The organism is Burkholderia sp. Ac-20384, from assembly GCF_017104605.1.
Lineage (GTDB): Bacteria > Pseudomonadota > Gammaproteobacteria > Burkholderiales > Burkholderiaceae > Burkholderia > Burkholderia lata.
Genome location: NZ_JAAGPE010000013.1, coordinates 26,296 through 51,962 on the forward strand (window position 1 = coordinate 26,296; position 25,667 = coordinate 51,962).

Below are 25,667 nucleotides of genomic sequence, written 5' to 3' on the forward strand. Positions count from 1 at the left end.
TGGCTCAAGTGGACGACGCGTCGGTGCCGGCACCGACTGCGTGGCGATGATGGGCGGCCGCATGCAGCGCGCGCTGCAGCTTCACGCGTTCGAGTGCAAGGTCGGGCGCCTGCGCGGGCTCCGTCATCTCCTCGCGATCCTTCCATTGCAGCTTCAACGCGTCGATGTCGAGATCGATGTCGTGCAGCGGCGGATGGCCGGGCGGCAGGTATTCGGCTTCGACGAGCACGCCGCATTCCGGGCAGTAGTATTCGAGAATCCGGCACCAGTCCGGGTCCGGCGAGTACGTACGTGCGTAGCGGTTCGGATCGAGCAGCGGCTTGTGGATCTCGCGCGGATCGCGATCGTGGACGAGCAGGCCGCGCTTGTAGTTGTCGCGCGCGCTGCCGTGCGCATGACCGCAACGCCGGCATTCCCATTGTTCCGTGCCGAGATCGATGCGCAGGGTTTCGGTAATCAGGACTTTCATTATTCGTTCTCCGTGCCGCTGCTGAGCAGGATGTCTCCGGCGGAATTGATGTCGAAATGCCAGCCGGCATCGATGCGCCCCGTGAAGAACGCTTCCTCGAGCACCGCCGGGCCGGCCGCGCGTACCGCGACGCCCTTCGGCTGATCCTCGACGCGGTACAGCGGCAGTTCGGTTTCGCGGCCATCGACCACGACGCGCCGCGTGCCGTGCGCAACGGCGGGCTGGTGGCCGGTCTCGTCGAAGCGGCCGTCCAGCGTCGCTTGCGGCATGCGCTTGATCGCGGTCAGCGACACGGACAGCGTCGCGTCCGGCGCAAGCCCGGCCGGCAGCGTCGTGCCGGTCACCGCGTGCTCGCTACTCCGGCCGTCGGCGCCGGTCGCTTCGACCGTATAGGCCAACCGGCAGTCGTCGATCGCCGCGTCTTCACCGAACATCGCGCGCGATGCCTGCGTGAACAGCGTGTCCATCGCAGCAGCGAGTGCGCTGTCGGTCGCTTCGGCAAGCGGCGCCGAGAAGCTGTGCCCGACATCCGAAAAGCTGATTCCGTACGCGGAAAACACCGCCGCCAGCCCCGGAATCAACACCCGCTTCACGCCGATCGCCTCCGCGACGCGGCATGCGACGAGCGCCCCCGCGCCGCCGAACGCGGCAAGCGTCGTGTCGGGCCGGATCGACGCATAGGCGGTGAGGCTGTCGGCGACTTTCTTCACCCACGCGGCTTCCATCGCGGCGAGCGCTTCGAGGTCGCCCATCTTCAGCGGATCGGCCACATGCGCATGAACCGCCTGGCGGGCACGCGCCTTGTCGAGCTGCAGCTTGCCGCCGAAGAACGACGCGGGATCGAGCAGGCCCGACAGCGTGAACGCATCGGTGATCGTCGCCTGCGTGCCGCCGAGGCCGAAACAGGCCGGCCCCGGCGCGCTGCCGACGCTTTCCGGCCCCACCGCGATGCGTTCGCCCGCGACGCGGATGATCGAGCTGCCGCCGACGCCCGCACTGACCACGTCGCACAACGCGAACGACGTCGCGACGCCTTCGACGTTGCCGTGCCGTTCCGCGCGCACGCCGCGTTCGTCGACCACGCCGATGTCGGTCGTCGTTCCGCCGATGTCCATCGACAGCAGATGCGTCAGCCCGTAGTGCCGGGCCAGTACACGTGCGCCTTCCATCCCGCCGCGCGGGCCGGAACTGTAGGTCTTCAGCGCGATCGTCTTCGCGACGCGCCCTGCATAGCCGTCGTTGCGGAACACGAGCAGCGGGCTCTGCGCGCGCGCGTCGCGCAGCTTCTGTTCGGCGCTGTAGAGAAAGCGCTCCATCGCCGGATGCAGGAACGCGTTGAACAGTGCGGTCCACGTGCGGCGCACGTCGCTCGCATCGTCGGCGATTTCGTGTGCATACAGGATCGGCAGCGCGCCGAGCAGGTGCGGCGGAAAGCTGCGCAGCAGCTTGCGCTTCAGGCGCTGTTCGAGTTCGACGCGCTGCGGGCCGCCGATCGCCACGACGAGCCGGTTGGCCCCGGACGCCGCGAGTTCGCCGACCGCGCGAACCACGTCGGCTTCGGCCGAATCGCCGGACAGCGTGACTGCGCGGCTGCCGATCACCGCGTCGAACAGGTCGGCAGCGCCGTCGGCTTCGCGCACCTGCGCGGCCGACAGCGTCCCGCCGACCACGAGCCCGAGCCGCGGCCCCTTGCGCTCGACGAGCGCGTTCGTCCCCTGGGTCGTCGAGTAGCGGATCGCAGCCGTCGACAACAGCAGCGCCTCCAGGTCTTCGTTGCCGTAGATCGCCACGGACGCCTTGCGCAGCCCGTCGAACAGGCATTGCGACAGGTCGTGCGGCGTGGTCAGCGTCTTCGTGCGGATCACGTTGTCGCCGTCCATCACGCAGATGTCGGTCAGCGTGCCGCCGTTGTCGATGTTGATCAGGCGATGCCGCGCGGTCCGTGTGCCGGACGTGCCCGATGCCGCGTGCTGGATCGAATCGGTTGGGATTGTCATGAGCTCTCTCGCTTCGTGATCGGCCGGTTCAGGCGCGGCGCGGCTGCCGTGCCCGTGCAGCGCGGCGCATGTCGATGGGCGCGCTCGGCTCCGTCATGCAGCCGTGCGGCGTCGGAAAAGGAAGGGAATGCACGTCGTCTCCTGTCTGGTTATGTTCGTCGTGGAATCAGTGTAGGCAGCGGCCTGTCGGCCGCCGCCACCCGTCCGGGTAGTTATCGGGTATGGATTGCCCGTATCGGTGGCATCCGCGCGTCAGGTACCGGCCGACGCGTTCGCGCCAGCCCGCTCGATCGCCGGCTTCACGCTGTCGATCGCACCGCCACCGTCACACGGAATCACGGCGCCGGACACGTACGACGCATACGGCGATGCGAGGAACAGCGCGAGGTTCGCAATGTCGTCGATCGAGCCGAACCGGCGCAGCGGCACGGCCGATTCGGCCAGCGCGAGTTCGTCGTCGGTGCGGGCGATCAGCTTGCGAAAGCCTTCCGTCCCGTCGATCGGGCCCGGCGAGATCGCGTTGACGCGCACGCCGTCGGCACCCCATTCCAGCGCGAGCACGCGGGTGAGCTGGTCGATGCCGGCTTTCGCCGCGGACGCGTGTGCCTGATGGCGCATCGGCACCGTCGCCTGCGGTGCGGTGATGCTGATGATCGACGCGCCCGGCTTGCGCAGATGCGGATAGGCCTGCCGCATCACGTTGAACGAGCCGATCAGGTCGATATCGATGACCGTGCGGAAACCGTTCGCCGACATCGCGTTCGCGTCGCACAGGAAATTGCCCGCCGCGCCGGATATCAGCACGTCGATCGGGCCGAATTCACGCACCGCATCGCCGAGCGCGGCGCCCACCGCGTCGAAATCGCGTACGTCGGCGCATGCGCCGTGCACCGACGCATGGGTCGTGCGCAGTGTCTTCACCGCGGCGTCGACGTTCTCGCGTTTGCGGCTCGCCACGCTGACGGCCGCGCCGCATCGCGCGAATGCTTGCGCGATGCCGAAGTTGATGCCGGTCGTGCCGCCGAAGACGAACACGTGCCGTTGCTCGAAACCTATCTCGATCTGCATGCCACCCTCCTGTCGAAACCTGGGAACCCGTCGTCAGAACAGGTGGCGCATGCCGATCACGGTGCCGAACGTCGACCCGTTCGCGCCGTACAGCGCACCGTTCGTCGACAGCCCCGTATTCATCTTGCCGTGGTTGTTCACATAGCCGAGCTGCCCGTACAGCAACGTCGCCTTCGACAGGCTGTAGGTCAGCCCTGCCGCGGCGAGGATCGAGTGATTGTTCGTGTCGTTGCCGTCGCTCGTGTACCAGACGCCGGCGTCGGCGCTCACGACCGGCGTGAACTGATAGGCGGCGCCGCCGCCGTAGACGCGGCTGTCGAACGAGCCCGCGATCTTGTAATTGACGTAGGCGGCTTTCACCGTGAGCGCGTCGTACTGATAGCTCGCGCCGAGCGTGCGCCCGGTAAACGGCACCGTGCTCGGTACCGGCGTCGCCGCGGCCGTGCCGCCCGAGTTGCCGTTGTACATCGCGGCACTGACGAGCAACGGCCCAACCGTGTAATTGAGGCTCGCCGAATACTGGCGGCCCGCCTGGAAATCGCCGGCCTTGCCGCCGAGCGCAAGCATCGCGCTGCCCTGCAAGCCCGCCACCACCGGGCTCGTGTACGAAATCGCATTCGCGTTGAAGATCCCCGTCACGAGCACGCCGCCGACATAGATCGGCACGCCGCTGCCGAAGTACGACACGCTGCGCGCGTCGGTGGCGATCAACGACAGCACGAACGGCGAGAACTGGACGCCGGCCTTCACCGTGCCGTAGCTGCTCTCGATCCCCACCCACGCCTGCCGGCCGAACAGGTTGCCGTTCGAATCGGCATAGCCGCCGTTCGACACGTCGATGCCGCTTTCCAGCGTGAAGAGCGCCTTCACGCCGCCGCCGAGATCCTCGGTGCCTTTCAGGCCGAACAACGACGGCGTCATCCCGCCGGTGATCATCGATACCTGATGCCCGGCATTCAGCCCGGTCTTCGGATCGATCGCCTTGCTCGTATAGAGGATGCCGGCGTCGACGACACCGTAGAGCGTGACACTGCTTTGCGCATGAGCGGGCAATCCGGCCGTGGCCAGCAGCACGCCGGCAACGGACGCGAAACGTTTGCGGGACGGGATGATCGTCATCGGGAATGTCTCCTGTTCTAGTCTCTGTTTGTTGGATACCGGTGCTTCGCTGTTGCGAATGCCCGCCGGACCGGATGCTCCGGCTTGCCCGGGCCCGGTCGTTGCGCGGCGGAGTCCGACCGTCCGTGCGCGTTGATCGGCAGGATGGCCGTCGACGCGCAGACGTCAATCGGAAGCAGGACGAAACAAATCACGTCCCGCGCACCTGTTTTTGCGCGGGAGTCACGACCCGGCGGTTTCGCCGCCGTTCAGTCGCGTTGTTTCTGGAAAAGGAGTGTAGGTATGAGGGGGACGGGTGGCAGCTACCCGTTCGGGTAGTTTGGAAGCATGGATTCCCCTGATCGGGGGATGACGGGTTCAAGCGCGCCCAGCCACCGGGGCGAGCCGTCGTGAATGCGGGCCCCTTTGCGCCGGCGTGATGCCGATTGCCTCAGGCGACGGGAACGTCGGCCGGTTTTCACTGCTGCCGCGCCATCCCGGCGCGGCGCGGTCAGTCAGCGATAAGTCACGCGTCCGCTTCGTCGCTGCCAGCCGTATCCGCGTGACGGAACCGCTCGAAAATGGCACCGCGCGGCTCCGGACAATCGGCCAGCGGCGCCCACGCAAACTTGCGCGCATCCTTCTCGCCAACCCCGAAGGCCCGCAGCAACGCGAACATCGACTGCTCCGTATAGTCTGCCGGCGCGTCGCCCGACAGCAGGGTTTCGATCCCGTACATGATTGCCCCGAGCGCGATATCCCGGGCGACCATCACGTGGCCGACCTGCAGGCGCCCTGCATCGATCGCCGTTTGCAGGTCGCGTGTGAGATACACGTCGAGCAGCCGGCCGCGCGAACCGCGCCGCGTGCCGACCCGCGTGATGAATGCGCCCCACTGCGGATACCGCACCGCCATCGCCATATACAGCCGCGCACCGACGACAATCCGCTGCACCACGTCGTCCACCTCGAGCACCAGCGGATCGACCACGCCCAGCACCTCGTCGCTGGTTTCGCCGGCCACGACGGCCAGCAGCTCCGCGGTGGTGCGGAAGTAGTTGTAGAACGTGCCGCGCGCCACGCCGGCCGCCGCAATGAAATCGTCGATCATCGGCGCGTCGGGCCCCTTCTCCGCGAACACGGCCAGCGCGCTCTCGATCAGCCGGTTGCGCGTCTTTTCCCGGCGCAACGCGCCCGCGCGGCTTTGATAGTTCTCGTCCTGATCCTTCATTTTCATCTCCCTGTCCTTGCGCGCGTCGCGACGCACGGCATTCGGGTTTCTCCCAACCCAAGCCTAATTGACGATTTTATCAAATCAACTAGAATGAAGAAATGACGAATTCGTCAAATCGATGCCCCGGAAACATTCGACCCCGTGGCACGTTACTGGAGATGGATATGCGATTGGTCAGTTTTGAACAGAACGGCAAGGCAACGCTGGGTGTGCGTGAAGGCGATACGGTGCGTGTGCTCGGCGACGAAACACTGGAATCGCTGCTTGCCCGCGGCGTGAATCTCGTCGAGTACGCGAGCAGTTCAGCCGCGCAGGAACGCGTCGCCGCCAGCGGCCTGAAGCTGCTCCCGCCGCTGCGCCGTCCGCCGAAGATCATCTGCGTGGGCCTGAACTTCGCGGATCACACGTCGGAGAGCAAGTACGAGCAGCCCGATTACCCGACGCTGTTCTTCCGCGTCGCCACCAGCCTGATCGCGCACGACCAGCCGATGATCCGCCCCGCCGTCACCGATTCCGAAGGCCTCGACTTCGAAGGCGAGATCGCGGTGGTCATCGGCAAGGGCGGCCGCCATATCGGCAAGGCCGATGCGCTCTCGCACGTCGCGGGCTACTCGGTGTTCAACGACGGCTCGGTGCGCGAATACCAGTTCAAGACCCCGCAGTGGACCGTCGGCAAGAACTTCGACGGCACCGGCGCGTTCGGCCCGGACCTCGTGACCGCCGACGAGCTGCCGCCCGGCGTCAAGGGCCTGCGCCTCGAAACGCGACTGAACGGTGAAGTCGTGCAGTCGGCCAGCACCGACGAGATGGTGTTCGACGTGGCCAGCCTGATCAGCATCATCAGCGAGGCGATCACGCTCGAGGCCGGCGACGTGATCGTGTCGGGCACGCCCTCGGGCATCGGCTGGGCGCGGACGCCCAAGCTGCTGATGAAGGCCGGCGACGTGTGCGAAGTCAGCGTCGAGCAGATCGGCACGCTGCGCAACGTGATCGCGGACGAAGCCGCCCGCTGACTTTCGGCCATCGTGATGCAGCGCCCGCCCACGCGCGGGCGCACACGACAACGGAGACTGACATGCCCCCCACCCCGGCCGTCCACTCGATCGACCACTTCGCCCTGAACGTGCCGTCACTCGACGTGGCCGAGCACTTCTATCGCAGCTTCGGCCTGCGCGTCGAACGCACGGGCGGCGATCGCCAGGAACTCTCGCTGTACGCGACTGACGGCCATCGCTGGGCCCGCATCCTGCCCGCCGATCGCAAATCGCTCGCGTATCTGTCGTTCAACTGCTACGCGGCCGACTTCGACGCGCTCTACGCGAGAATCGTCGCGGCCGGCGCCGACCCGGTCACGGGCGAAGACCAGGACGGCGTGTGGTTCCACGATCCGGACGGCAACCTGCTGCAGGTGAAGGTCGGGCCGAAGACCAGCCCTTGTGCGAAGACGCGGAACGTCGTCGCCGGCAGCGCGGCCGACGCGCGCGGCTCGCATACGCGCTCGGAATCGAAGACGGTTCATCCCGACCGGCTGTCGCACGTGCTGCTGTTCACGCCGGACGTGCTGCGCGCGATCGCGTTCTACCACGACGCGCTCGGGCTGCAGCTGTCCGACAAGTCGCAGGACATCATCGCGTTCACGCATGCGCCGCACGGCAGCGACCACCACCTGGTCGCATTCGCGAAGAGCGGCGCACGCGGCTGGCATCACGCCGCGTGGGACGTGGCAGACGTGAACCTGGTCGGCGAAGGCGCGTCGCAGATGGCCGCGGCCGGCTACGACAAGGGCTGGGGCACGGGGCGCCACGTGCTTGGCTCGAACTACTTCCACTATGTCGAGGATCCGTGGGGCTCGTTCTGCGAGTATTCCGCCGACATCGACTTCGTGTCGGCCGGCCACCCCTGGCCGGCGGGCGACTTCCCGCCCGAAGACTCGCTGTACCTGTGGGGGCCGCCGGTCCCCGGCAACTTCGTTCACAACACCGAGGCCCCGGAATAAGGGCACTCGCGTGAAGCCGCCCGGCTGAACGAATCGATTTCTCACCGACGTGCACTGTATGGCTGCCAGATTCCCTGGTGCCAGGGCACGACTCGCTTTCTTGCAGGTGATTCAAATGGTTGACCAGAACCTCTACGACGTCGTCATCATCGGCTACGGCCCGGTCGGACAATCGCTGTCCATCGCTCTCGGCGAACGCGGCTACAACGTCGCCGTGGTCGAACGCTGGCCGTCGTTGTATCCGCTGCCCCGGGCGGTCTTCCACGACCACGAGATACGCCGCGTCTTTCACGCGATGGGGATCGGCCACGACGTCGAGGCGATCTCGCAGCCCTCGTCGATGTACCAGTGGTTCAACGCCGACTGGAAAACGCTGGTCGAGATCGACTGGTCCGCTGAATCGATCAGCGACGGCCCCGTCGGCTACCTGTTCAACCAGCCGTCGCTCGAAGCGCTGCTCGATCGCAAGGCCAAGTCGCTGCCGAACGTGTCGGTCAACCAGGGCTGGGAAGCGATTGGACTGAAACAGTTGCCCGACCATTGCGAGCTGACCGTCGGGCAAGGGCGCATGGTGAACGGCGTCTGGACGTCAACCGGCGAGACGCTGACCGTCCGCGCACGCTATGTGGTCGGTGCCGACGGCGCCAACAGCTTCGTGCGCAAGTCGCTCGACATCCCGTTCGCCGATCTCGGCTTCCAGGAAGACTGGCTCGTCGTCGACCTGCAGCCGAACGAAGGCGTGAAGCTCGACGTGCCCGACATCGGCCAGTGGTGCAATCCGGCGCGCCCGACCACGATGGTGCCTGGTGGTCCCGGCTATCGGCGCTGGGAGTTCATGCGACTGCCGCACGAAACGCTCGAGGAGATGCAGAAGCCCGAGAAGGTGTGGACGCTGCTGTCGCCGTGGGTCGGGCCGGATCAGGCGACGCTCGTACGCTACGCGGTCTACACGTTCCGCTCGCTGATCGCACAGACGTGGCGCAAGCAGCGCGTGCTGCTTGCCGGCGACGCGGCGCACCAGATGCCGCCGTTCATGGGCCAGGGCATGTGTTCCGGCCTGCGCGACGCGTGGAACCTGGCGTGGCGTTTCGACCTGATCCTGAAGGGCATCGCGTCGGACGACCTGCTCGACGGCTACACGCCTGAGCGGCGGCCGCAGGTTCGCGCGGTAATCGACGCGTCGATCGAAATGGGCAAGGTCGTGTGCATCGCCGATCCGCAGACAGCCGCGCAACGCGACGAAGCCTACCTGTCCGGCCAGGTGCCGCCACTGCCGCCGTTCCCGGGGCTGACCGACGGCGTGATCCGGGTCGACCAGAATTCGGCGGACGGCGGCATTGCCGGCCAGTTGAGCGTGCACGGCCAGGTGCGCAACGACAGCGAAGTGATGCGCTACGACGACGCGATTCCGAACGGTTTTCACGTCATCGTGCTCGATGCGGACCCGGACGCGCATCTCGACGCCGGCACGCAGGCCACCCTCGCCCGCATCGGCGCGCAGACGATCGGCATCACGCACGACGAAAGCAAGGTCGTCGCCGGGCGAATCCTGTACGACGTCAGCGGCAAGTACCAGGCGTTCTTCAACGAACAGCACGCCAGGGCCATCATCGTGCGCCCCGACTACTACGTGTTCGGCGCGGTCGGCTCGCTCGCGGAATTGCCGTCGCTCGTCGCGATGCTCGCGTCGAAGCTCGCACTCGCCGCCTGAGCCGGGGAACGTCGGACACCGTATGAAAACCCGCGGAGGCAGCACTGCTCCGCGGCCAAAGCGGTCAGGGCTGAAGCGATGGGAAGACGTATGCACGCAAGAAATTGTCGGGACGGCCGATCCGGGAACGGCAAGCGCTCCCCTTCAGCACCCGGGAAGAATGGACGAAGGCCGCCTTTCGGCACGTACCGACGAACCGGCCTTGCCGTTCATCCACTCGCCTCGCCTCCCGCTGCATTGCCGAGCATGCGCGACAGCAAATTGCCCAGCATTCGAAGCTCGTCGTCGCTCGCGAAGGCACGCAGCTCGCACTGGATCTCGTCTTGCAGATCGCGCCACGCGGCCGCGATCCGACGCCCGTCACACGTGAGCGACACGTAGACGATACGGCGGTCATCGTCCCGTTGCGCCCGCTCCACGAGATACCGCGCCTCCAGCCGGTCCACCAGACGCGTCACCGCGCTGCCGGCAATGCCGCAGGCATCGGCCAGTTCGCCGGCCGTCAACGGCGCACCGCAATCGAGCACGTGCAGGATCGACGCCTGCGACTTCGTAATGCCGAGCGCCTGCTCGACGCGCCGGTCGATGCACCGGGACTGCAACGAATCGGCAGCCGACAGCAATGTCACGATGGACATGCGATGGTGGCGCCTTTCCGGAATGACGGAATTCGAACCGGACATTCCTGGTGCCATTTCACCGGATTGTTCTTTCGCGATTTCAAACTCTGTTGGTACGGGATTCATCACAGCACTCATGGATCGCGGCGCAACGCCCTTCGTCGAGCGCCCGATGCATTCATCCTTGAATCAGGGTCCGGACCACTTCGGTCACCTCAACCCTGTCCGGATTGCGGCATCCTGGCCGCGTCAATTCCCGGTGCAGCAATCCGCTCAACGTCGCGTGAACCACGCTGGCGATCACCGCCGGTTCATGCTCGCTCGCCAGCTGCCCGGCCGATATCGCACGACGCAACCATGCATCGATGCGCTGTTCCGCCGCGTACCCAGCCTGGCAAACCCGTTCGCAGAAAGCCGCCGTTTCCTTCGCGTTTTCGCATCGCGTGTACGACAGCGTGTACAGCCGGCGCGACAATTTCGAGCGCGTCGCCATCCGCCAGCACGCACCGAGTGCATCGATCAGCGCGTCGAGCTCATGCTCGGCATCGTGTCGCGACGCAATCAGGAAAGGGTCCAGTGGAATCGCCGCATCGGCGAAGATGGCATCGAGCACGTCGAGCTTGCTCTCGAAGTGCCAGTACACGGCCCCGCGCGTGACGCCGGCCCGGCGGGCGATTTCCTCGAGCGACGCATGCGCGAAGCCATGATCGAAGAACACGCCCTGTGCCGACTCGACGATGATGGCCCGTGTCGCCTGTGCCTGTTCACGGGTTCGTTTCACCATAACGTTTCCGAACGTCCATCCGGGTCGGGATGGCTCGCGTGTCACATCGCAGCGGCCCGGTAAGGGCATGCGATTTGCGTGCCCCGGGTGCCGGGGCACGCATCCTGAATCACCGAACGGGCCGGGCCCGTTGCGGCGTCCTGCTTCAAGTCGGCGTACGGGTCAACCCGGCGGATGCGCGGCCTGCCCGGTCGACACGTCGGCTTTCACCGTCCGGTCCTGCCAGCCGCCGCCCAATGCGCGGTAGAGGTCGACCGTGTTCGACATCCTCGACAGCCGGACCTTGACCAGGTTCTGCTGCGCGTCGTACAGCGAACGCTGGTTGACGAGCACGTCCACATACCCGTCGACGCCCGCGCGATAGCGCGCGTCGGACAGCCGGTACGCGGACTGGCTCGCCTCCACCAGCAGACGCTGGGCCGTTTCCTGCCGGCCCCAGGTCGCACGACCGTCGAGCGCATCGGAGACCTCTCGAAACGCCGTCTGGACCGCCTTCTGGTACGTCGCGACCTCGATGTCGCGATTGACCTTCGACACCGCCAGGTTCGCGCTGTTGCGCCCGTAGTCGAAGATCGGCACGCTGATCGTCGGCCCGAACGACCACGCCGCGCTGCCGGGATCGAACAGGTTGCGCAACGACGCACTGGCCGTACCGCCGTTCGCCGTCAGCGAAATGCTCGGGAAGAACGCCGCGCGCGCGGCGCCGATGTTCGCATTCGAGGCCATCAGCTGATGCTCGGCGGCGATGATGTCCGGGCGCCGCGCAAGCAGATCCGACGGCAGTCCGGCCGGCAGGTCCTCGTCGAACCTGACCGTCGCAAGCGGTTCGCGCGACAGCAGTGCGTCGTCGAGCGGCACGCCCACCAGCAGCGTCAGCGCGTTGATGTCGGTCCGCACCTGCCGGTCGTACTGCGCGAGATTCGCTTCCGCCGAGCGGACGGTCGTCTCGGCCTGACGCAGATCGAGCAGCGACGACGTGCCGTTCCGGTACCCCGCTTCGGTGATCTTCAGCGACGCCCGCTGGCTGGCGAGCGTGTCGGCCGTCAGCGCCTTGATGTCCTGGTCGGCCTGCAGCGTCAGCCACGCAGTGGCCACCTCGGCGATCAGGCTGATCTGGGTGGCCTTGCGCGTCGCCTCGGTCGCCAGATACGTCTGCATCGCCTGCTCCGTCAGGCTGCGGATCTTGCCGAACAGGTCCAGCTCGTACGACGCGACGCCCCCGACGTTGTAGGACCGCGTGACGCCGGCTTGGCCCGTCGTCGACAGGTCCGACGGCAGCCGCTGGATCGACCCGGACGCGCCGGCCGACAGCGTCGGCAGCAGGTCCGCCCGCTGGATCCGGTACTGCGCGCGCGCCGCTTCGATGTTCAGCACGGCCACGCGCAGGTCGCGGTTGTTTTCCAGCGCCATGCCGATCAGCGTCTGCAGGTGCGGGTCGGTGTAGAAGTCGCGCCAGCCGACTTCCGCGGCCGCCGGCTGGCCGGCGGTGTCTTGTGTGGTTGCCGCGTATTGCGCGGCAACCGACGGGTCGGGACGATGATAGGTTGGGATCATCGTGCAGCTCGCCATCAGCAGCGCCGCAGGCAATACCGCGAGTTTCAGGATCTTCATGCGGTCACCTCGTCAACCTTGTCGATGTCGTCGGCCTTGTCGGCCTTGCCTTTCTTGCCGCGCGAGAACAGGCCCGTCACCAGCACATAGAACAGCGGCACGTAGAACACGGCCAGGAACGTCGCGGTCATCATCCCGCCGACCACACCGGTGCCGACGGAGTGCTGGCTGCCCGAGCCGGCGCCGTTCGAGATCGCGAGCGGCAGCACGCCGAGCACGAACGCCATCGACGTCATGATGATCGGGCGCAGCCGCAGCCGTGCCGCCTGAACGGCCGCCTGCATCAGCGACATCCCTTCTTTTTCGTACAGCTCTTTCGCGAACTCGACGATCAGGATCGCGTTCTTCGCGGACAGGCCGACCGTTGTCAGCAGGCCCACCTGGAAGAACACGTCGTTCGTCAGGCCGCGCGCGAGCGTGGCGACCACCGCGCCGATCACGCCGAGCGGCACGACCATCAGCACCGAGAGCGGCACCGACCAGCTCTCGTACAGCGCGGCAAGACAGAGGAACACGATCAGGATCGACAGTGCATAGAGCGCCGGCGCCTGCGAGCCCGACAGCTGTTCCTCATAGGACAGCCCCGTGACCGCCAGCCCGAATCCGTTCGGCAGCTGCGCCGCGATCTTCTCGATCTCCTGCATCGCTTCGCCCGAGCTGTGGCCGGCGGTCGGCTGGCCCTGCAGTTCGACGGCCGGAATGCCGTTGTAGCGCTCGAGCTTCGGCGAACCGTATTCCCAATGCCCCGACGCCACCGCCGAGAACGGCACCATCTGGCCGTTGCCGTTGCGCAGATACCATTTGTACAGATCCTCCGGACCCACGCGCGCATCCGGCAGGCCCTGGACGTACACCTTCTTCACACGACCGCGATCGACGAAGTCGTTCACGTACTGGGAACCCCAGGCAGCGGTCATCGTATCGTTGATATCGGCGATGCTGACCTGCAGCGCACGCGCCTTCTCATCGTCGATATCGATGTGGAACTGCGGCTCGTCGTTCATGCCGTTCGGGCGAACGTTGGCCAGCAGCGGGTTGGCATGCGCGAGCTTCAGGAACTGGTCGCGTGCCGCCATCAGCGCGTCGTGGCCTTGACCGGTCCGATCCTGGAGGTACACGTCGAAGCCCTGCGAGTTGCCCATTTCCATGATCGCGGGCGGCACGATCGGAATCACGATGCCGTCCTTGATCTTCGAAAACGCCGCACCCGCACGCTGTGCAAGGCCGAACACAGTGGTGTCGCTCCCCTTGCGCGCGGCCCACGGCTTGAGCCCGACGAATGCCAGTGCGGAGTTCTGCCCGCGCCCCGCGAAGTTGAAGCCGTTCACCGTGTAGACCGATTCGACGATATCCGCCTCGTCCTTCAACAGGTAGTCACGCACCTTCGCCAACGCGTCTTCGGTCCGTTCCGCCGATGCATTGCCCGGCATCTGGAGCTGAACGAACAGCGTCCCCTGGTCTTCGTCCGGCAGGAAGGCCGTCGGGATGCGCGTGAACAGGAAGCCCATGCCGACCACGATCAGCAGGTAGATGACGATGTAGCGGCCCTTCTTGCGCAGGATCGCCGCGACCGCACCTTCGTAGCGGTCGGTACCGCGGTCGAACGTGCGGTTGAACCACCCAAAGAAGCCCTTCTTCACGTGATGATCGGCGTCGCCCGGCTTGAGCATCGTCGCGCACAACGCCGGCGTGAACACCAGTGCAACCAGCACCGACAGCGCCATCGCCGACACGATCGTGATCGAGAACTGGCGATAGATCACGCCCGTCGATCCGCCGAAGAACGCCATCGGCAGGAACACGGCCGACAGCACCATCGCGATACCGACCAGCGCGCCCTGGATCTGCCCCATCGACTTGCTGGTCGCTTCCCGCGCGCTCAGCCCTTCCTCGGTCATCACGCGCTCGACGTTCTCCACCACGACGATCGCGTCGTCGACCAGCAGGCCGATCGCCAGCACCATGCCGAACATGGTGAGCGTGTTGATCGTGAAGCCGCACGCGGCGAGCACGCCGAACGTACCCAGCAGCACGACCGGCACCGCCAGCGTCGGAATCAGCGTCGCGCGGATGTTCTGCAGGAACAGGTACATCACCAGGAACACGAGGATGATGCCTTCGATCAGCGTCTTGACCACTTCGTGGATCGACGCATGAACGACCGGCGACGTATCGTACGGAACGACGATCTTCACGCCAGGCGGCAACAGCGGTTCCTGTTCCTTGAGCAGTTTCTTGACGGATTCCACCGTCTCGAGCAGGTTCGCGCCGGTCGCCAGACGCAGTGCGATACCGGCCGACGGCTTGCCGTTGTACATACTCGAGATCGAGTAGTTCTCCGGCCCGAGGCTCACGGTCGCGACGTCGCCGAGCTTGACCTGCGAACCGTCGGCATTCACCTTGAGCAGGATCTGCTTGAACTCGTCGGCGGTACGCAGGCGCACCTTCCCGATCACGGTCGCGCTCAGCTCCACGCCACGCCGCGTCGGCAGGCCGCCAAGCTGGCCCGACGATACCTGGACGTTCTGCGACCGGATCGCGTTCGTGACATCGAGCGGCGTGAGCGAATAGCTGTCGAGCTTCGCCGGATCGAGCCAGATCCGCATCCCGTACTGCGAACCCATCAGCAGGTAGTCGCCCACCCCTTTCGTTCGCAGGATCGGATCCTGGAGGTTCGACGCCAGATAGTTGCCGAGGTCGCCGCTCGACATTTTTCCGTCTTCGGAAACGAGCGCCGCGACCATCATGAAGTTGATCTGGTACTTGACGACGCGAATCCCCTGCTGCTGCACTTCCTGGGGCAGAAGCGGCGTCGCGAGCGACAGCTTGTTCTGCACCTGGACCTGCGCGATATCGGGGTTGGTGCCCTGGTCGAACGTCGCGACGATCGTCATGCTGCCGTCGGCGTTACTTTCCGACGACATGTAACGCAGGCCGTCGAGACCGTTGAGCTGCTGCTCGATCGGCTGGACGACCGTGTCCTGAACCGTCTGCGCGGACGCGCCCGGGTAGCTGACCGTGATCGACACCGCGGGCGCCGCGATGTTCGGATACTGGTTGATCGGTAACGACCGAATCGCCAGATAACCGGCCAGCATGATGACGATGGCGATCACCCACGCAAAGATGGGCCGCCTGATAAAGAACTGTGACATGCGCGCTCCGACTAGCTGCCGTTAGCCGTAGACGGCGCGGCAATGCGCGCGTCACCCAGGTCGACATGGACGTTCGTCGCGGGCACCGCGACGACCTTCATGCCGACCTGCAGTTTCTGCACGCCTTCGGTCACCACGCGCTCGCCCGCATTCAGCCCCGAGCGGACGAGCCAGGTATTGCCGACCGTCCGGTCCACCGCGAGCTGCTTCAGTTGCACCTTGCCGTCGGCATCGACGACCCAGGCCACCGGCGTGCCCGTCGTATCGCGCGTGATGCCCTGCTGCGGCACCAGGATCGCGTCCCGCTTGACGCCCTCGTCGAGCTTCGTGCGCACGAACATGCCCGGCAGGATCTGGTGATCCGGGTTCGGGAACTGGGCACGCAACGTCACCGAGCCCGTGCCTTCGTCGACACTGACTTCGGAGAATTTCAGCGTGCCGCCGTGCGCATACGACGTGCCGTCCTCGAGCAACAGCCCGACACTGGCTGCGCCCGCGCTAGCGGTCTGCAACTGGCCGTCGGCGAGTTCCTTGCGCAGGCGCAGCATGTCGGACGACGACTGCGTCACGTCGACATAAATGGGATCGAGCTGCGTGATGACCGCCATCGACTGGGACTGGCCGTTCGTGACCAGTGCGCCTTCCGTCACGAGCGAGCGGCCGATGCGCCCGGCGATCGGTGCGTAGACCTTCGTGTAGTCCAGGTTGACCTTCGCGGTATCGAGATCGGCCTGTGCCTGGCGATACGAGGACACCGAGTCGTCGTACTGCTGACGGCTCACCGCGTTGTCGGCAAGCAGCTTTTCATTGCGCTCGGCGAGATGCTGCGCCGATACCAGCGCGGCGCGCGCCTTCTCGTACGCGGCCTTGTACGGCGCATCGTCGATCTGGTAGAGCTGCTGGCCCTGCTTGACATCGTCGCCTTCGACGAAGAGCCGGCGCTTGATCACGCCGTTGACCTGCGGGCGCACTTCCGCAACACGCCACGAATTCGCGCGACCCGGCAACAACGACTTGAGCGTGATCTCCTGCTGCTGCAGCGTGACCACGCCGACCTCGGGGACAGCCGCCACCGCGGCTTCCTTCTTCTGGCATCCGGCGACAGCCATCGACCCGACTACGACACACGTCGCAAGCAAGGCGGTTCTCTTGGGAATGATCATCCGGTACATACAACATCCCTCACTGTTCGTTTCATGTTTCTCACTCTCAACGTTGCGAATCCGGCCGCCACTGGGGAAGCCCCTCCGTGCGCCGGGCTGAACGACAAGTCCGGTTCGTCTGCCCATATGGACGCCTGCTCGGCGCATCCGCCGTCGCGACGCACATACGATCCGCCGCACGCAGCCTCGAATCGGCAAGCGGCACCGGATTCAACGATTTTTGCGCGCAGCATGACTCCCACCCATTCAGTAGGTGTACTGATCGATAAGAAAGGACGTTAACGGTGCCGAACCTCCCGCCCGTTAACGCACGACCGACGCAACGACTCACTCGTACGAATGAGCACGCGATGCGACGGGACATCCACCCGGTGCGGCAGGCATGCAACCCGGGTTGCCGGGCGCCTGTCTTGCCAGGGCGGAAGCAGAGCGCGCTGTGCGCTATCCGTCCCCGATGGCCGGAATCCTCATGGTCGAAATTTATTCATCACTTGTTGATTTATTGCGATGGTAGGGCATCCGTCGCGACGCTGTCAACCGTTCGATCGTCACGTCGTGCCACGTCACGGCACGCTCGAGGCGGCGTCAGGCGGCTCGCACGCGGCGAAGCAGGCGGCCGATAGAAGCCATGCTCAGATAACGCGAGCGATGCGCCATATGCCCCGACGGTCAATGCGTTTACGTGATCGATCCCCTCGGACGGGGGCCACGCGTCGAATCGAGCCGGGGTGTCGACAGTGCCGCCACCGCCCTGCACTGCCGGCGCACTCGACGCGCTCAAGCATCGTGGTGGTGCAGGACTGCGACACGCGGCGGCCGGCAATCTTCACGCGGGGCCATTTTTGCGATATCATTTTATTCATCATTCGTTGAATATCGCTTGCGAACTACACAGACGGCCGTTCCCGTGCGCCAGCCGGCCGCCGCGATTGCGAGGCCCGGCATGCCCGGGATGGGAACGGCGCCTGAACCAGAAAACGGATATGGACAAACTTCAATCGATGCGGTCGTTCGTACAGGTCGTGAACGACGGAAGCTTTATCCGTGCGGCCACCCGCCTCGGCATCTCTCAAATGATGATCAGCCGTCGCGTCAACTGGCTCGAGGAACAGCTGGAAAGGCGCCTGCTCGTCCGCAGGACGCGGAGCGTGTCGCTTACGGAGTTCGGGAAGACGTACTACACGCGTGTCAGCGACATTCTGGCGAAGCTCGACGAGGTCGAGCATGCGGTATCGGTGCCCACGCAAACGCCGTCCGGAACCCTGCGTGTAGCGGTCTCCGTCGGCTTGTCGCTGCGGCACCTGTCGTCGTGCCTGCGTGACTATTGCGATTCGTATCCGGAGGTACTGCCGGTTCCCGTGCTGGTCGATCGCCCTGTCGATCTCGTCGCAGACGGCTACGATGCCGGCATCGTCGACCTGTCGTCGTTGTCATGCACGAGCCTCGTCGCACGCGCAGTCTTCAGCGCGCCGCTCATCGCCGTTGCATCGCCCGGCTATCTTCAGCGGCGCGGCGAGCCGACGCACCCGGCGGAGCTGGCCGAGCACGCGTACCTCGCGATCTCGGGCCCCCAGCGCGGTAAATCCGAGCTTCATCTGGACAGTGCCGACGGCACCGTCACGATCACGTGCAATCCGGCCGTCGTGGCCAACAACATCGACTTCCTCATGCAGATGGTCCTGTCAGGCATGGGAATCGCGTTGATCCAGCCCGCACTGGTCCAACGGGAACTCGAGCAAGGCACGCTGAAGCGTGTCCTTCCGGATCACTGGGCCCCGGCGCCGACGTTCGGCATCGTCTACCCCAGCCGTCGCCACTTGCCCGCCAAGGTGCGAACCTTCATCGACCATCTGCTGGCGACGTTCGACGAATCGGGAACCGCACCGCACTGCCCCGCACCGGCGCAATACCAGGCAACCGCGGAGATCGCGTGACAGCCGCTGCCCGCTCGACAGCATGACGCACAGGCCTGGCGACCTTCATCACCACGCGCATCGCGGGGACGTCGGCACGACGGCCAGGTTATCGCAGCAGCCCCATTGCGATCTCCAGCACCCCTTGCTTGAATTTTTCGGGTTGCTCCGGCAGCGTCGAAAATTTCTCGAGCACGTGCCCGTAGGAGATCGTGTTGCTGATCGAATTCACGATCATCGCGTGCAACAGCTCGGGATCGTGAGGCTTCATCTTGCCGGCTTCGATTGCATCCTCGAGAAGCGGAATGAGTGCGTCACGATAGGGGCTGATCAGTCTTTCGACGAGTACGTTCAGGCGCTCGCCGTGCTCCGTCGTGGCGGTCGAGAGAAACATGCCGATATCCGGGTTCTCGAACACGCTGTCGGTCAGCAGTGTCAATGCCTGCCTGATTCGTTCGATCGGCGACATCCGGCTGTTGCGCAATTGCTTCGTCGTCTCGATCAGCTGTGCCAGCTGCGCGGCCAGCTGGTCGACGACCGCGGTCCACAGCCCTTCTTTCGATCCGAAATGATGGGCCATCAATGCAGGATCGACGCCCGCAAGACCTGCAATCTCCCGCACGCTGGTTGCCGCGTAGCCCTGCTTGGCGAACCGCTGCCGCGCACATCGCAGCAGCGAATCGAAACCGACGTGCGCAGTGCCGGACGGGCGTCCCCTGGTGCGTTTGGCTGTGGGCTGGCGCTTGGCCGAAGTATCGGAGCTGGGCATGCAGGAATGACGTCGAAGGCGGGAAGATGTCGAAGTATACCAAGCGCATCTTGCCCGCCCCGGGCCGTTATCGTCGATAACGCGCCGCGATCGTTCACGCCGACATACCCGCCACGCCGACACCCGCCGCTCAGAAGAAATGCCGGATACCGATATCGGCACCCACGGTCGTCCCCTGAACACCGTACAGCGCCCCGTCTGCCGAAATGCCGGTGTTCATCGTGCCGTGGTTGTTCACGACAGCCACTTGCGCATAGAGCGCCGTGCTTTTCGACAGGTTGTAGGTGGCCCCGGCGGCGCCCATGATGGAATGATTCGCCGTGTGATTCCGGTCACTGGTGAAATAGATACCGCCGTTGAGATTCAACTGCGGCGTGACGTAGCTGTCGAGCCCCGCACTGTAGACGTTGGAATCGTACGATTGCGCCACCTTGTAGTTGACGAACTGCGCCTTCGCCGTGACGACGCCGAAATTGTAGGTGGCGCCGATCGCGCGCCCCCAGAATGCGACCGTTGTCGGGATCGGCGTCGACACCGTACCGCCGCTGTTGCCGGAATAGATTCCTCCGCTGATCAGGAGATTGCCGACCGTGTATTTCAGGCTTGCCGAATACTGACGGCCGGCCTGGAAATTGCCCGCGGCTCCACCGAGTGCCAGCATCGCCTTGCCCTGCAAGCCGGCGATGGTCGGGCTGGTGTACGACACGGCATTCGAGTTGAATGCGCCCGTGCCGGTCACGGTATCCGCATAGATGATCAGGCCGCTGCCCAGCTGCGAAAACCCGCGCGGGTCGGTGTCGAGCAAGGACAGGAAGAACGGTGAAAACTGCAGGCCGATCGCCACTTTGCCGAACTGGTTTTCCAGTGCGACATAGGCCTGGCGACCGAACAGGTTCCCGTTCGAGTCGTCGAAGCCGCCGTTGCGCATGTTGATGCCACTCTCCAGCTTGAACGACGCCTTCATGCCGCCACCCAGGTCTTCCGTGCCCGTCAGGCCAAACTGCGACGGCAGCGAACCGCTGTCGACGGCGGAGAACTGGTGCCCCAGGTTCTGACCGTTGGCGCCGGCCGTCTTGCTCGTGTACAACAACCCCGCGTCGACAATGCCGTAAAGCGTGATGTTGCTCTGGGCGTGAGCCACACCGCCCATCAGCGAACCTGCCACCGCGATCGCCGCGCCCTTACGAGATACCTTCCATCCACCTTCCATGTCCCTCTCCTGTCTTTCCTGATGAGTTACAGCACGCAGAGAATCGTATTTATTTAATGGATTCCTAATCGAAATACCTGCCACCCGATACTTTTTCAGATCAATCCCAACCTCACTCAAATAGGATATCGAATCAATTGGATCGGACCGACCATTCAAATCACACCTGGGCTGCCCGGCGATCCTGCTTCAAATCCGGTCGTGGATTGTATCGGCCATCATTCGCCGATGGCCAAATGCGTCCGCGGTAGCCGTAGTCGCGCCTGCGCAGCGAGCGTTCTTGCTAAACGGCGGGCGTGGGCACGGTCAAAGCTTCATCATCCCGCCATCGACGGAAACGGTCTGCCCGGTAACGAACGCCGCGCCCTCGCTTGTCAGGAAGACGATCGGACCGGCGATGTCCCGCGGCACCGCAAAACGCTTGATGGCCTGCTGGTTCCACACGGCATCGATGATGTCGCGCGGCATGCCGCTCGTTCCCGGCGTGTCCGTGATGGCCGGTGCGACGGCGTTCACGGTAATGCCGCGATCCGCAAGCTCGTTGGCCAGGCCGCGGGTCAGGCCGATCACACCCATCTTGCTCGCCATGTAATGGCTGAGCCCGGCAAGGTTCGTCGCGATCGAGTTGGAGGCAATGTTGACGATGCGCCCCCACCGATTCTCGGCCATCAGCGGCGCAAACGTGCGGGCCCCGAGGTACGGGCCTTCGAGGTTGACCTTCAGCACCCGGCGGAAGAGATCGGGATCCAGATCGTCGATCGTCGCAAACGGATAGATGGCCGCGTTGTTCACCAGGATGTCCGCTCGCCCGAATCGTTGACGAACTTCGTCCCGCACACGGACCCAGTCCTGCTCCGACGACACATCGCCTTGAATGCTTGTCGCCGTTCCGCCCATGGCGGCGATATGCCGCAAGGTCTCGCCGCAGTCTTCGAGATCGAAGAGCACCAACTGCGCCCCATGCGTCGCAAGCTTCTCGGCAACCGCCTGCCCGATCCCCTTGCTGGCACCCGTTACGATCGCCACACGTCCTTCATGCGTATTCACGTCTCTGTCTCCTTTCGTATCGTCTTTTCCGAACATCGGCCTTCCGCAGCACAACCGGCTCGCTCGCGTTCCGTCGTTGCGATATCGCGTCACGCGAGCACAACTTGCGCTCGGGTTGACACTGCCAACCGTTGCCCGTTCACGCTTCGCGTTTCCAGTGTCGGTGCAGCTGCTGCTATCGATTCATTAAACCAAACATCTACTGCATTCCTAACCAAACAGGGATCTATCAGATCGATGCCGTCACGTCCCTCTCGACTTTCGCCGCGAGCGAAAGCCGATCAAGGCATTCAGTCATGTGCCACACGACAGATTGCCATCCGGCGCCGCAACCTTTATCCCGAGCGCCTGCGAATGATGGACGACCGGAAGTCCGGGCAAGCGCCGCTCCGGAGCGCCCGGTCCTCACCGGTCCGGCTCATTGCCACTTGTTCCAACACCAAATACAAGCCGCTGAAGGTCACCTCACACATAAACTGATAAACACCTCAGTTATGATTTAACGATCACCATTGATTCACGTCAAATAGGGTTTTCCCCCGACGCGTGCGATCGGTGCGCCTGTGTACACGTAGCTGCGAGTGCAGCCGGCTCTTGCTGTCGGAATGACCCGTTCGCGGGTTTGAAGGCACAGCGGCACGGCGTGCAGACGGACTCCGCGTCGGAGCACGCCCGCTCGCTGCACAAAATGCAACGCCCGGCAGGTATCCCCTGCCGGGCGTTGCATCAGGTCGATGACGTGATCAGCGATCGGGACGAGCGTCGCCGCCGCTGCCTCGTCGGCCATGCCCGAGGCAGCGCATGAATCGTCGACGCGCGCCGCCGCCGGCGCGTCGCCTCGCACCGGCGTGACGTGCCGACGTGCTCGCTCAACGCCCCGCTTCGCTCATCGTCGGCTCGGCATGCGCGTGTTCGTGCTCCGCCGACTTCAGCAGATCGAGCGCGACGTCGACGATCATGTCCTCCTGCCCGCCCACCATCTTCCGGCGGCCGAGTTCGACGAGGATATCGACGGTCTTCAGGTCGTATTTGTCCGCCGCGCGCTCGGCATGGCGCAGGAAGCTCGAATACACGCCGGCGTAGCCCAGCGCGAGCGTCTCGCGATCGACACGCACCGGCCGGTCCTGCAGCGGGCGCACGATGTCGTCGGCCGCATCCATCAGGCCGTACAGGTCGCAGCCGTGATGCCATCCCTGGCGCTCGGCAGCGGCAATGAACACCTCGAGCGGCGCATTGCCCGCGCCCGCCCCCATCCCGGCCAGACTCGCGTCGATGCGGTCGCATCCCTCCTCGACCGCCACCAGCGAGTTCGCGACACCCAGGCTCAGGTTGTGGTGCGCATGCATGCCCGTCTGTGTCTCGGGCTTCAACGCCTCCTTGAACGCGCGGAAGCGGTCGCGGATATCGTTCATGCCAAGTGCGCCGCCGGAATCGACCACATACACGCAGGTCGCGCCGTAGCTCTCCATCAGCTTCGCCTGTTCCGCGAGCTTTTGCGGCGTCGTCATGTGGCTCATCATCAGGAAACCGACCGGATCCATGCCGATCTCGCGGGCGTATTCCAGATGCTGCCGCGACACGTCCGCTTCGGTACAGTGCGTCGCCACGCGCACCACGCGCGCGCCGGCATCGTACGCGTTACGCAGATCGTGGATCGTCCCGATGCCGGGAATCAGCAGCGTGGCGATTTTCGCGTGCGTCACGCTCGCAGCCGCGGCTTCGATCCATTCGACGTCGGAGTGCGCGCCGAAACCATAGTTGAAACTCGAGCCCTCGATGCCGTCGCCGTGCGCGACCTCGATGCTGTCGACCCCCGCGCGATCCAGCGCGGCCGCGATCGCCTTCACGTTCGCGATGCTGTACTGATGGCGGATCGCATGACTTCCGTCGCGCAAGGTCACATCGGAAATATAGAGCTTCTTGCGTGCGTCGTTCATCACACTGCCTCCTTGTGACCGCGCGCAATGCCCGCGGCCATTCTTCTGCGCGCCATCATGTCGCCGCATGCGAGTGCGGCCGAAGTCATGATGTCGAGGTTGCCGGCATACGACGGCAGGTAGTGCGCCGCGCCCTCGACCTCGAGGAACACCGACGTCTTCAATCCGTGCTTCAGCCCGACGCCCGGCACGTTGAGCGGCTTGTCGGCCGGGATCACGTCGAACTGGACCTTCTGCTTGAGCCGATAGCCAGGCACGTACGCCTGCACGCTCGCGACCATCTGCGCGATGCTGTCCTCGATCTTGCCCTGATCGGCAGGATCGGACAGCGCGAACACCGTGTCGCGCATGATCAGCGGCGGCTCGGCAGGATTGAGGATGATGATCGCCTTGCCGCGCGACGCGCCGCCGAGCTGCTCGATCGCCTTGCGCGTCGTCTCGGTGAATTCGTCGATGTTCGCGCGCGTGCCGGGCCCCGCCGACTTGCTCGATATCGATGCGACGATTTCCGCGTAATGCACCTTCGTCACGCGCGATATCGCGGCGACCATCGGGATCGTCGCCTGGCCGCCGCACGTCACCATGTTCATGTTCGGCGCATTTTCCGATTCCAGGTTGATGGCCGGAATCACATACGGGCCGATCGCGGCCGGCGTCAGGTCGATCACCTGCACACCATGCGCCTGCAACACATCGTTGTGCCGCTTGTGCGCGCCGGCCGACGTCGCGTCGAACACAATGTCGATCTCCTTGAACACGTCGAGCGCCAGCAACCCGTCGATACCGTCCGACGAGATCGCGACACCCATGCGCTGCGCGCGCGCGAGGCCGTCCGACTTCGGATCGACGCCGATCATCGCGCCCATTTCGATGTGCGTGCCGTGACGCATCACCTTGATCATCAGGTCCGTGCCGATATTTCCCGGCCCGATGATCGCTACTTTCGCTTTTGACTTCACCGTCCACTCCGATCGTTCAAACTCGTTTCATTCGCCGTGTCGCATCCGGTTCGCCCGAACACGCCGACTCCCCGCATGTCATGCCTCTGCGTCGTCGAAACTCGCGCGCACCGCGCCCAGCCCCTGGATCTGCGCTTCGAACACATCACCCGGCCGCACGTTCACCATCGGGCCGAGCGCGCCGGACAACACGACATCGCCGGCCCGCAGCGGCACGCCACGCGCCGCCATCGTCCTGGCCAGCCAGACGAGCGCATTGACCGGATGCCCCATGCATGCCGCCCCGACGCCGAGCGAGACGACTTCCCCGCGCCGCTCCGTCACCATGCCGCACAACCGGAGATCCACGTCCGACAGCTTGACCGGACGATTCCCCAGCACGAACGCGGACGACGATGCGTTGTCGGCGATCGTGTCGACGATGCCGATCTCCCAGTCGCGGATCCGGCTGCCGACGATCTCGAGCGCCGGCAGCACGTATTCGATTGCATGCAACAGATCGAGATGCCCCGGGTTGTCGCACGCGATGTCCCGCCCCATCACAAACGCAACTTCCGCCTCGATCTTCGGCTGGCTCAACGCGCTCCACGGCACGGTTTCCTGGTCGCCGTAGGCCATGTCGTCGAGCAGCACGCCGAAATCGGGCTGGTCGACGCCCAGCTGCTTCTGCACCGCTGCCGACGTCAGGCCGATCTTGCAGCCGACCCGCCGGCTGCCCGCGCTGATCCGTCGTTGAATATTGAGCTGCTGTATCGCATACGCATCGTCGATGTTCAGCGCCGCGTTCGCCCGGTGCAGCGGCTCGATGAAATCGCCGGTGCTTTCGGCCCGACGGAGCCGGTCCGCCACGTGTTGAATCTGATCCACATTCATTTGAAAAGCCCCTCGATGGAACGGCAGGCGGGTATTGCCCGCCTGCCGCTTGT

Annotated in this window: 20 protein-coding genes; 4 read left to right on the forward strand and 16 right to left on the reverse strand. The window is 64.9% G+C overall.

The features are described from left to right. Positions 1-4: 4 nt before the first annotated feature. From G3O00_RS04310 to G3O00_RS04330, 5 genes are all read right to left on the reverse strand, one after another. Positions 5-469: an acetone carboxylase subunit gamma gene (locus G3O00_RS04310; RefSeq protein ID WP_011354810.1), complete on the reverse strand. Its 465-nt coding sequence runs from the start codon at positions 467-469 to the stop codon at positions 5-7. Continuing rightward, complete coding sequence (locus G3O00_RS04315; RefSeq protein ID WP_206142197.1) at positions 469-2,466, reverse strand: hydantoinase/oxoprolinase family protein; 1,998 nt, start codon at positions 2,464-2,466, stop codon at positions 469-471. The genes G3O00_RS04310 and G3O00_RS04315 overlap by 1 nt, the downstream gene beginning before the upstream one ends. A 252-nt stretch (positions 2,467-2,718) precedes the next feature. Next, a complete protein-coding gene (locus tag G3O00_RS04320) occupies positions 2,719-3,534 on the reverse strand; it encodes an SDR family oxidoreductase (protein ID WP_174929638.1) in 816 nt (271 codons plus the stop codon). Between the two features lie 33 nt (positions 3,535-3,567). Continuing rightward, positions 3,568-4,653: a porin gene (locus G3O00_RS04325; RefSeq protein WP_011354807.1), complete on the reverse strand. Its 1,086-nt coding sequence runs from the start codon at positions 4,651-4,653 to the stop codon at positions 3,568-3,570. A 505-nt stretch (positions 4,654-5,158) separates the two neighbouring features. Continuing rightward, entirely contained in the window at positions 5,159-5,869 is a 711-nt protein-coding gene (locus G3O00_RS04330; protein ID WP_241024941.1) for a TetR/AcrR family transcriptional regulator, read from the reverse strand. A gap of 161 nt (positions 5,870-6,030) precedes the next feature. Between G3O00_RS04330 and G3O00_RS04335 the strand changes: the two genes are divergently transcribed. From G3O00_RS04335 to G3O00_RS04345, 3 genes are all read left to right on the forward strand, one after another. Beyond that, positions 6,031-6,879, forward strand: a complete 849-nt coding sequence (locus G3O00_RS04335; RefSeq protein WP_206142198.1) for a fumarylacetoacetate hydrolase family protein — start codon at positions 6,031-6,033, stop codon at positions 6,877-6,879. Between the two features lie 62 nt (positions 6,880-6,941). Then, a complete protein-coding gene (locus G3O00_RS04340; RefSeq protein ID WP_206142199.1) occupies positions 6,942-7,862 on the forward strand; it encodes a VOC family protein in 921 nt (306 codons plus the stop codon). A gap of 115 nt (positions 7,863-7,977) precedes the next feature. After that, on the forward strand, positions 7,978-9,573 hold the full coding sequence (locus G3O00_RS04345; protein WP_206142200.1) for a bifunctional 3-(3-hydroxy-phenyl)propionate/3-hydroxycinnamic acid hydroxylase: 1,596 nt from the start codon (positions 7,978-7,980) through the stop codon (positions 9,571-9,573). Positions 9,574-9,782: 209 nt separating this feature from the next. Here G3O00_RS04345 and G3O00_RS04350 read toward each other — a convergent pair whose 3' ends face one another. From G3O00_RS04350 to G3O00_RS04370, 5 genes are all read right to left on the reverse strand, one after another. After that, positions 9,783-10,319, reverse strand: a complete 537-nt coding sequence (locus G3O00_RS04350) for a MarR family transcriptional regulator (RefSeq protein ID WP_206142201.1) — start codon at positions 10,317-10,319, stop codon at positions 9,783-9,785. A 52-nt stretch (positions 10,320-10,371) separates the two neighbouring features. Beyond that, positions 10,372-10,974: a TetR family transcriptional regulator gene (locus G3O00_RS04355; protein ID WP_206142202.1), complete on the reverse strand. Its 603-nt coding sequence runs from the start codon at positions 10,972-10,974 to the stop codon at positions 10,372-10,374. A 165-nt stretch (positions 10,975-11,139) separates the two neighbouring features. Next, positions 11,140-12,588, reverse strand: a complete 1,449-nt coding sequence (locus tag G3O00_RS04360; RefSeq protein ID WP_174929644.1) for an efflux transporter outer membrane subunit — start codon at positions 12,586-12,588, stop codon at positions 11,140-11,142. Further along, positions 12,585-15,743 (reverse strand): efflux RND transporter permease subunit, encoded by a 3,159-nt coding sequence (locus G3O00_RS04365; protein WP_206142203.1) that lies wholly within the window; start codon positions 15,741-15,743, stop codon positions 12,585-12,587. Before G3O00_RS04365 ends, G3O00_RS04360 begins: the two co-directional genes overlap by 4 nt. An 11-nt stretch (positions 15,744-15,754) precedes the next feature. Beyond that, positions 15,755-16,852, reverse strand: coding sequence for an efflux RND transporter periplasmic adaptor subunit (locus G3O00_RS04370; RefSeq protein ID WP_277399251.1), 1,098 nt, complete (start codon positions 16,850-16,852; stop codon positions 15,755-15,757). Between the two features lie 782 nt (positions 16,853-17,634). Between G3O00_RS04370 and G3O00_RS04375 the strand changes: the two genes are divergently transcribed. Beyond that, positions 17,635-18,840 carry a LysR family transcriptional regulator gene (locus tag G3O00_RS04375; RefSeq protein WP_346778954.1) on the forward strand — a complete coding sequence of 402 codons (1,206 nt, stop codon included), beginning with the start codon at positions 17,635-17,637 and terminating at the stop codon, positions 18,838-18,840. Positions 18,841-18,928: 88 nt separating this feature from the next. Here the strand turns inward: G3O00_RS04375 and G3O00_RS04380 are convergent, their stop codons facing one another. From G3O00_RS04380 to G3O00_RS04405, 6 genes are all read right to left on the reverse strand, one after another. Further along, positions 18,929-19,588, reverse strand: a complete 660-nt coding sequence (locus G3O00_RS04380; RefSeq protein ID WP_011354796.1) for a TetR/AcrR family transcriptional regulator — start codon at positions 19,586-19,588, stop codon at positions 18,929-18,931. A 130-nt stretch (positions 19,589-19,718) separates the two neighbouring features. Next, on the reverse strand, positions 19,719-20,798 hold the full coding sequence (locus G3O00_RS04385; RefSeq protein ID WP_206142225.1) for a porin: 1,080 nt from the start codon (positions 20,796-20,798) through the stop codon (positions 19,719-19,721). Between the two features lie 306 nt (positions 20,799-21,104). Next, complete coding sequence (locus tag G3O00_RS04390) at positions 21,105-21,845, reverse strand: glucose 1-dehydrogenase (RefSeq protein WP_346778955.1); 741 nt, start codon at positions 21,843-21,845, stop codon at positions 21,105-21,107. Between the two features lie 869 nt (positions 21,846-22,714). Further along, on the reverse strand, positions 22,715-23,782 hold the full coding sequence (gene dmpG / locus G3O00_RS04395) for a 4-hydroxy-2-oxovalerate aldolase (RefSeq protein ID WP_206142206.1): 1,068 nt from the start codon (positions 23,780-23,782) through the stop codon (positions 22,715-22,717). Beyond that, positions 23,782-24,741 carry an acetaldehyde dehydrogenase (acetylating) gene (locus G3O00_RS04400; protein WP_206142207.1) on the reverse strand — a complete coding sequence of 320 codons (960 nt, stop codon included), beginning with the start codon at positions 24,739-24,741 and terminating at the stop codon, positions 23,782-23,784. The genes dmpG and G3O00_RS04400 overlap by 1 nt, the downstream gene beginning before the upstream one ends. Before the next feature lie 78 nt (positions 24,742-24,819). Then, positions 24,820-25,614 carry a fumarylacetoacetate hydrolase family protein gene (locus G3O00_RS04405; RefSeq protein WP_206142208.1) on the reverse strand — a complete coding sequence of 265 codons (795 nt, stop codon included), beginning with the start codon at positions 25,612-25,614 and terminating at the stop codon, positions 24,820-24,822. Positions 25,615-25,667 lie beyond the last annotated feature (53 nt).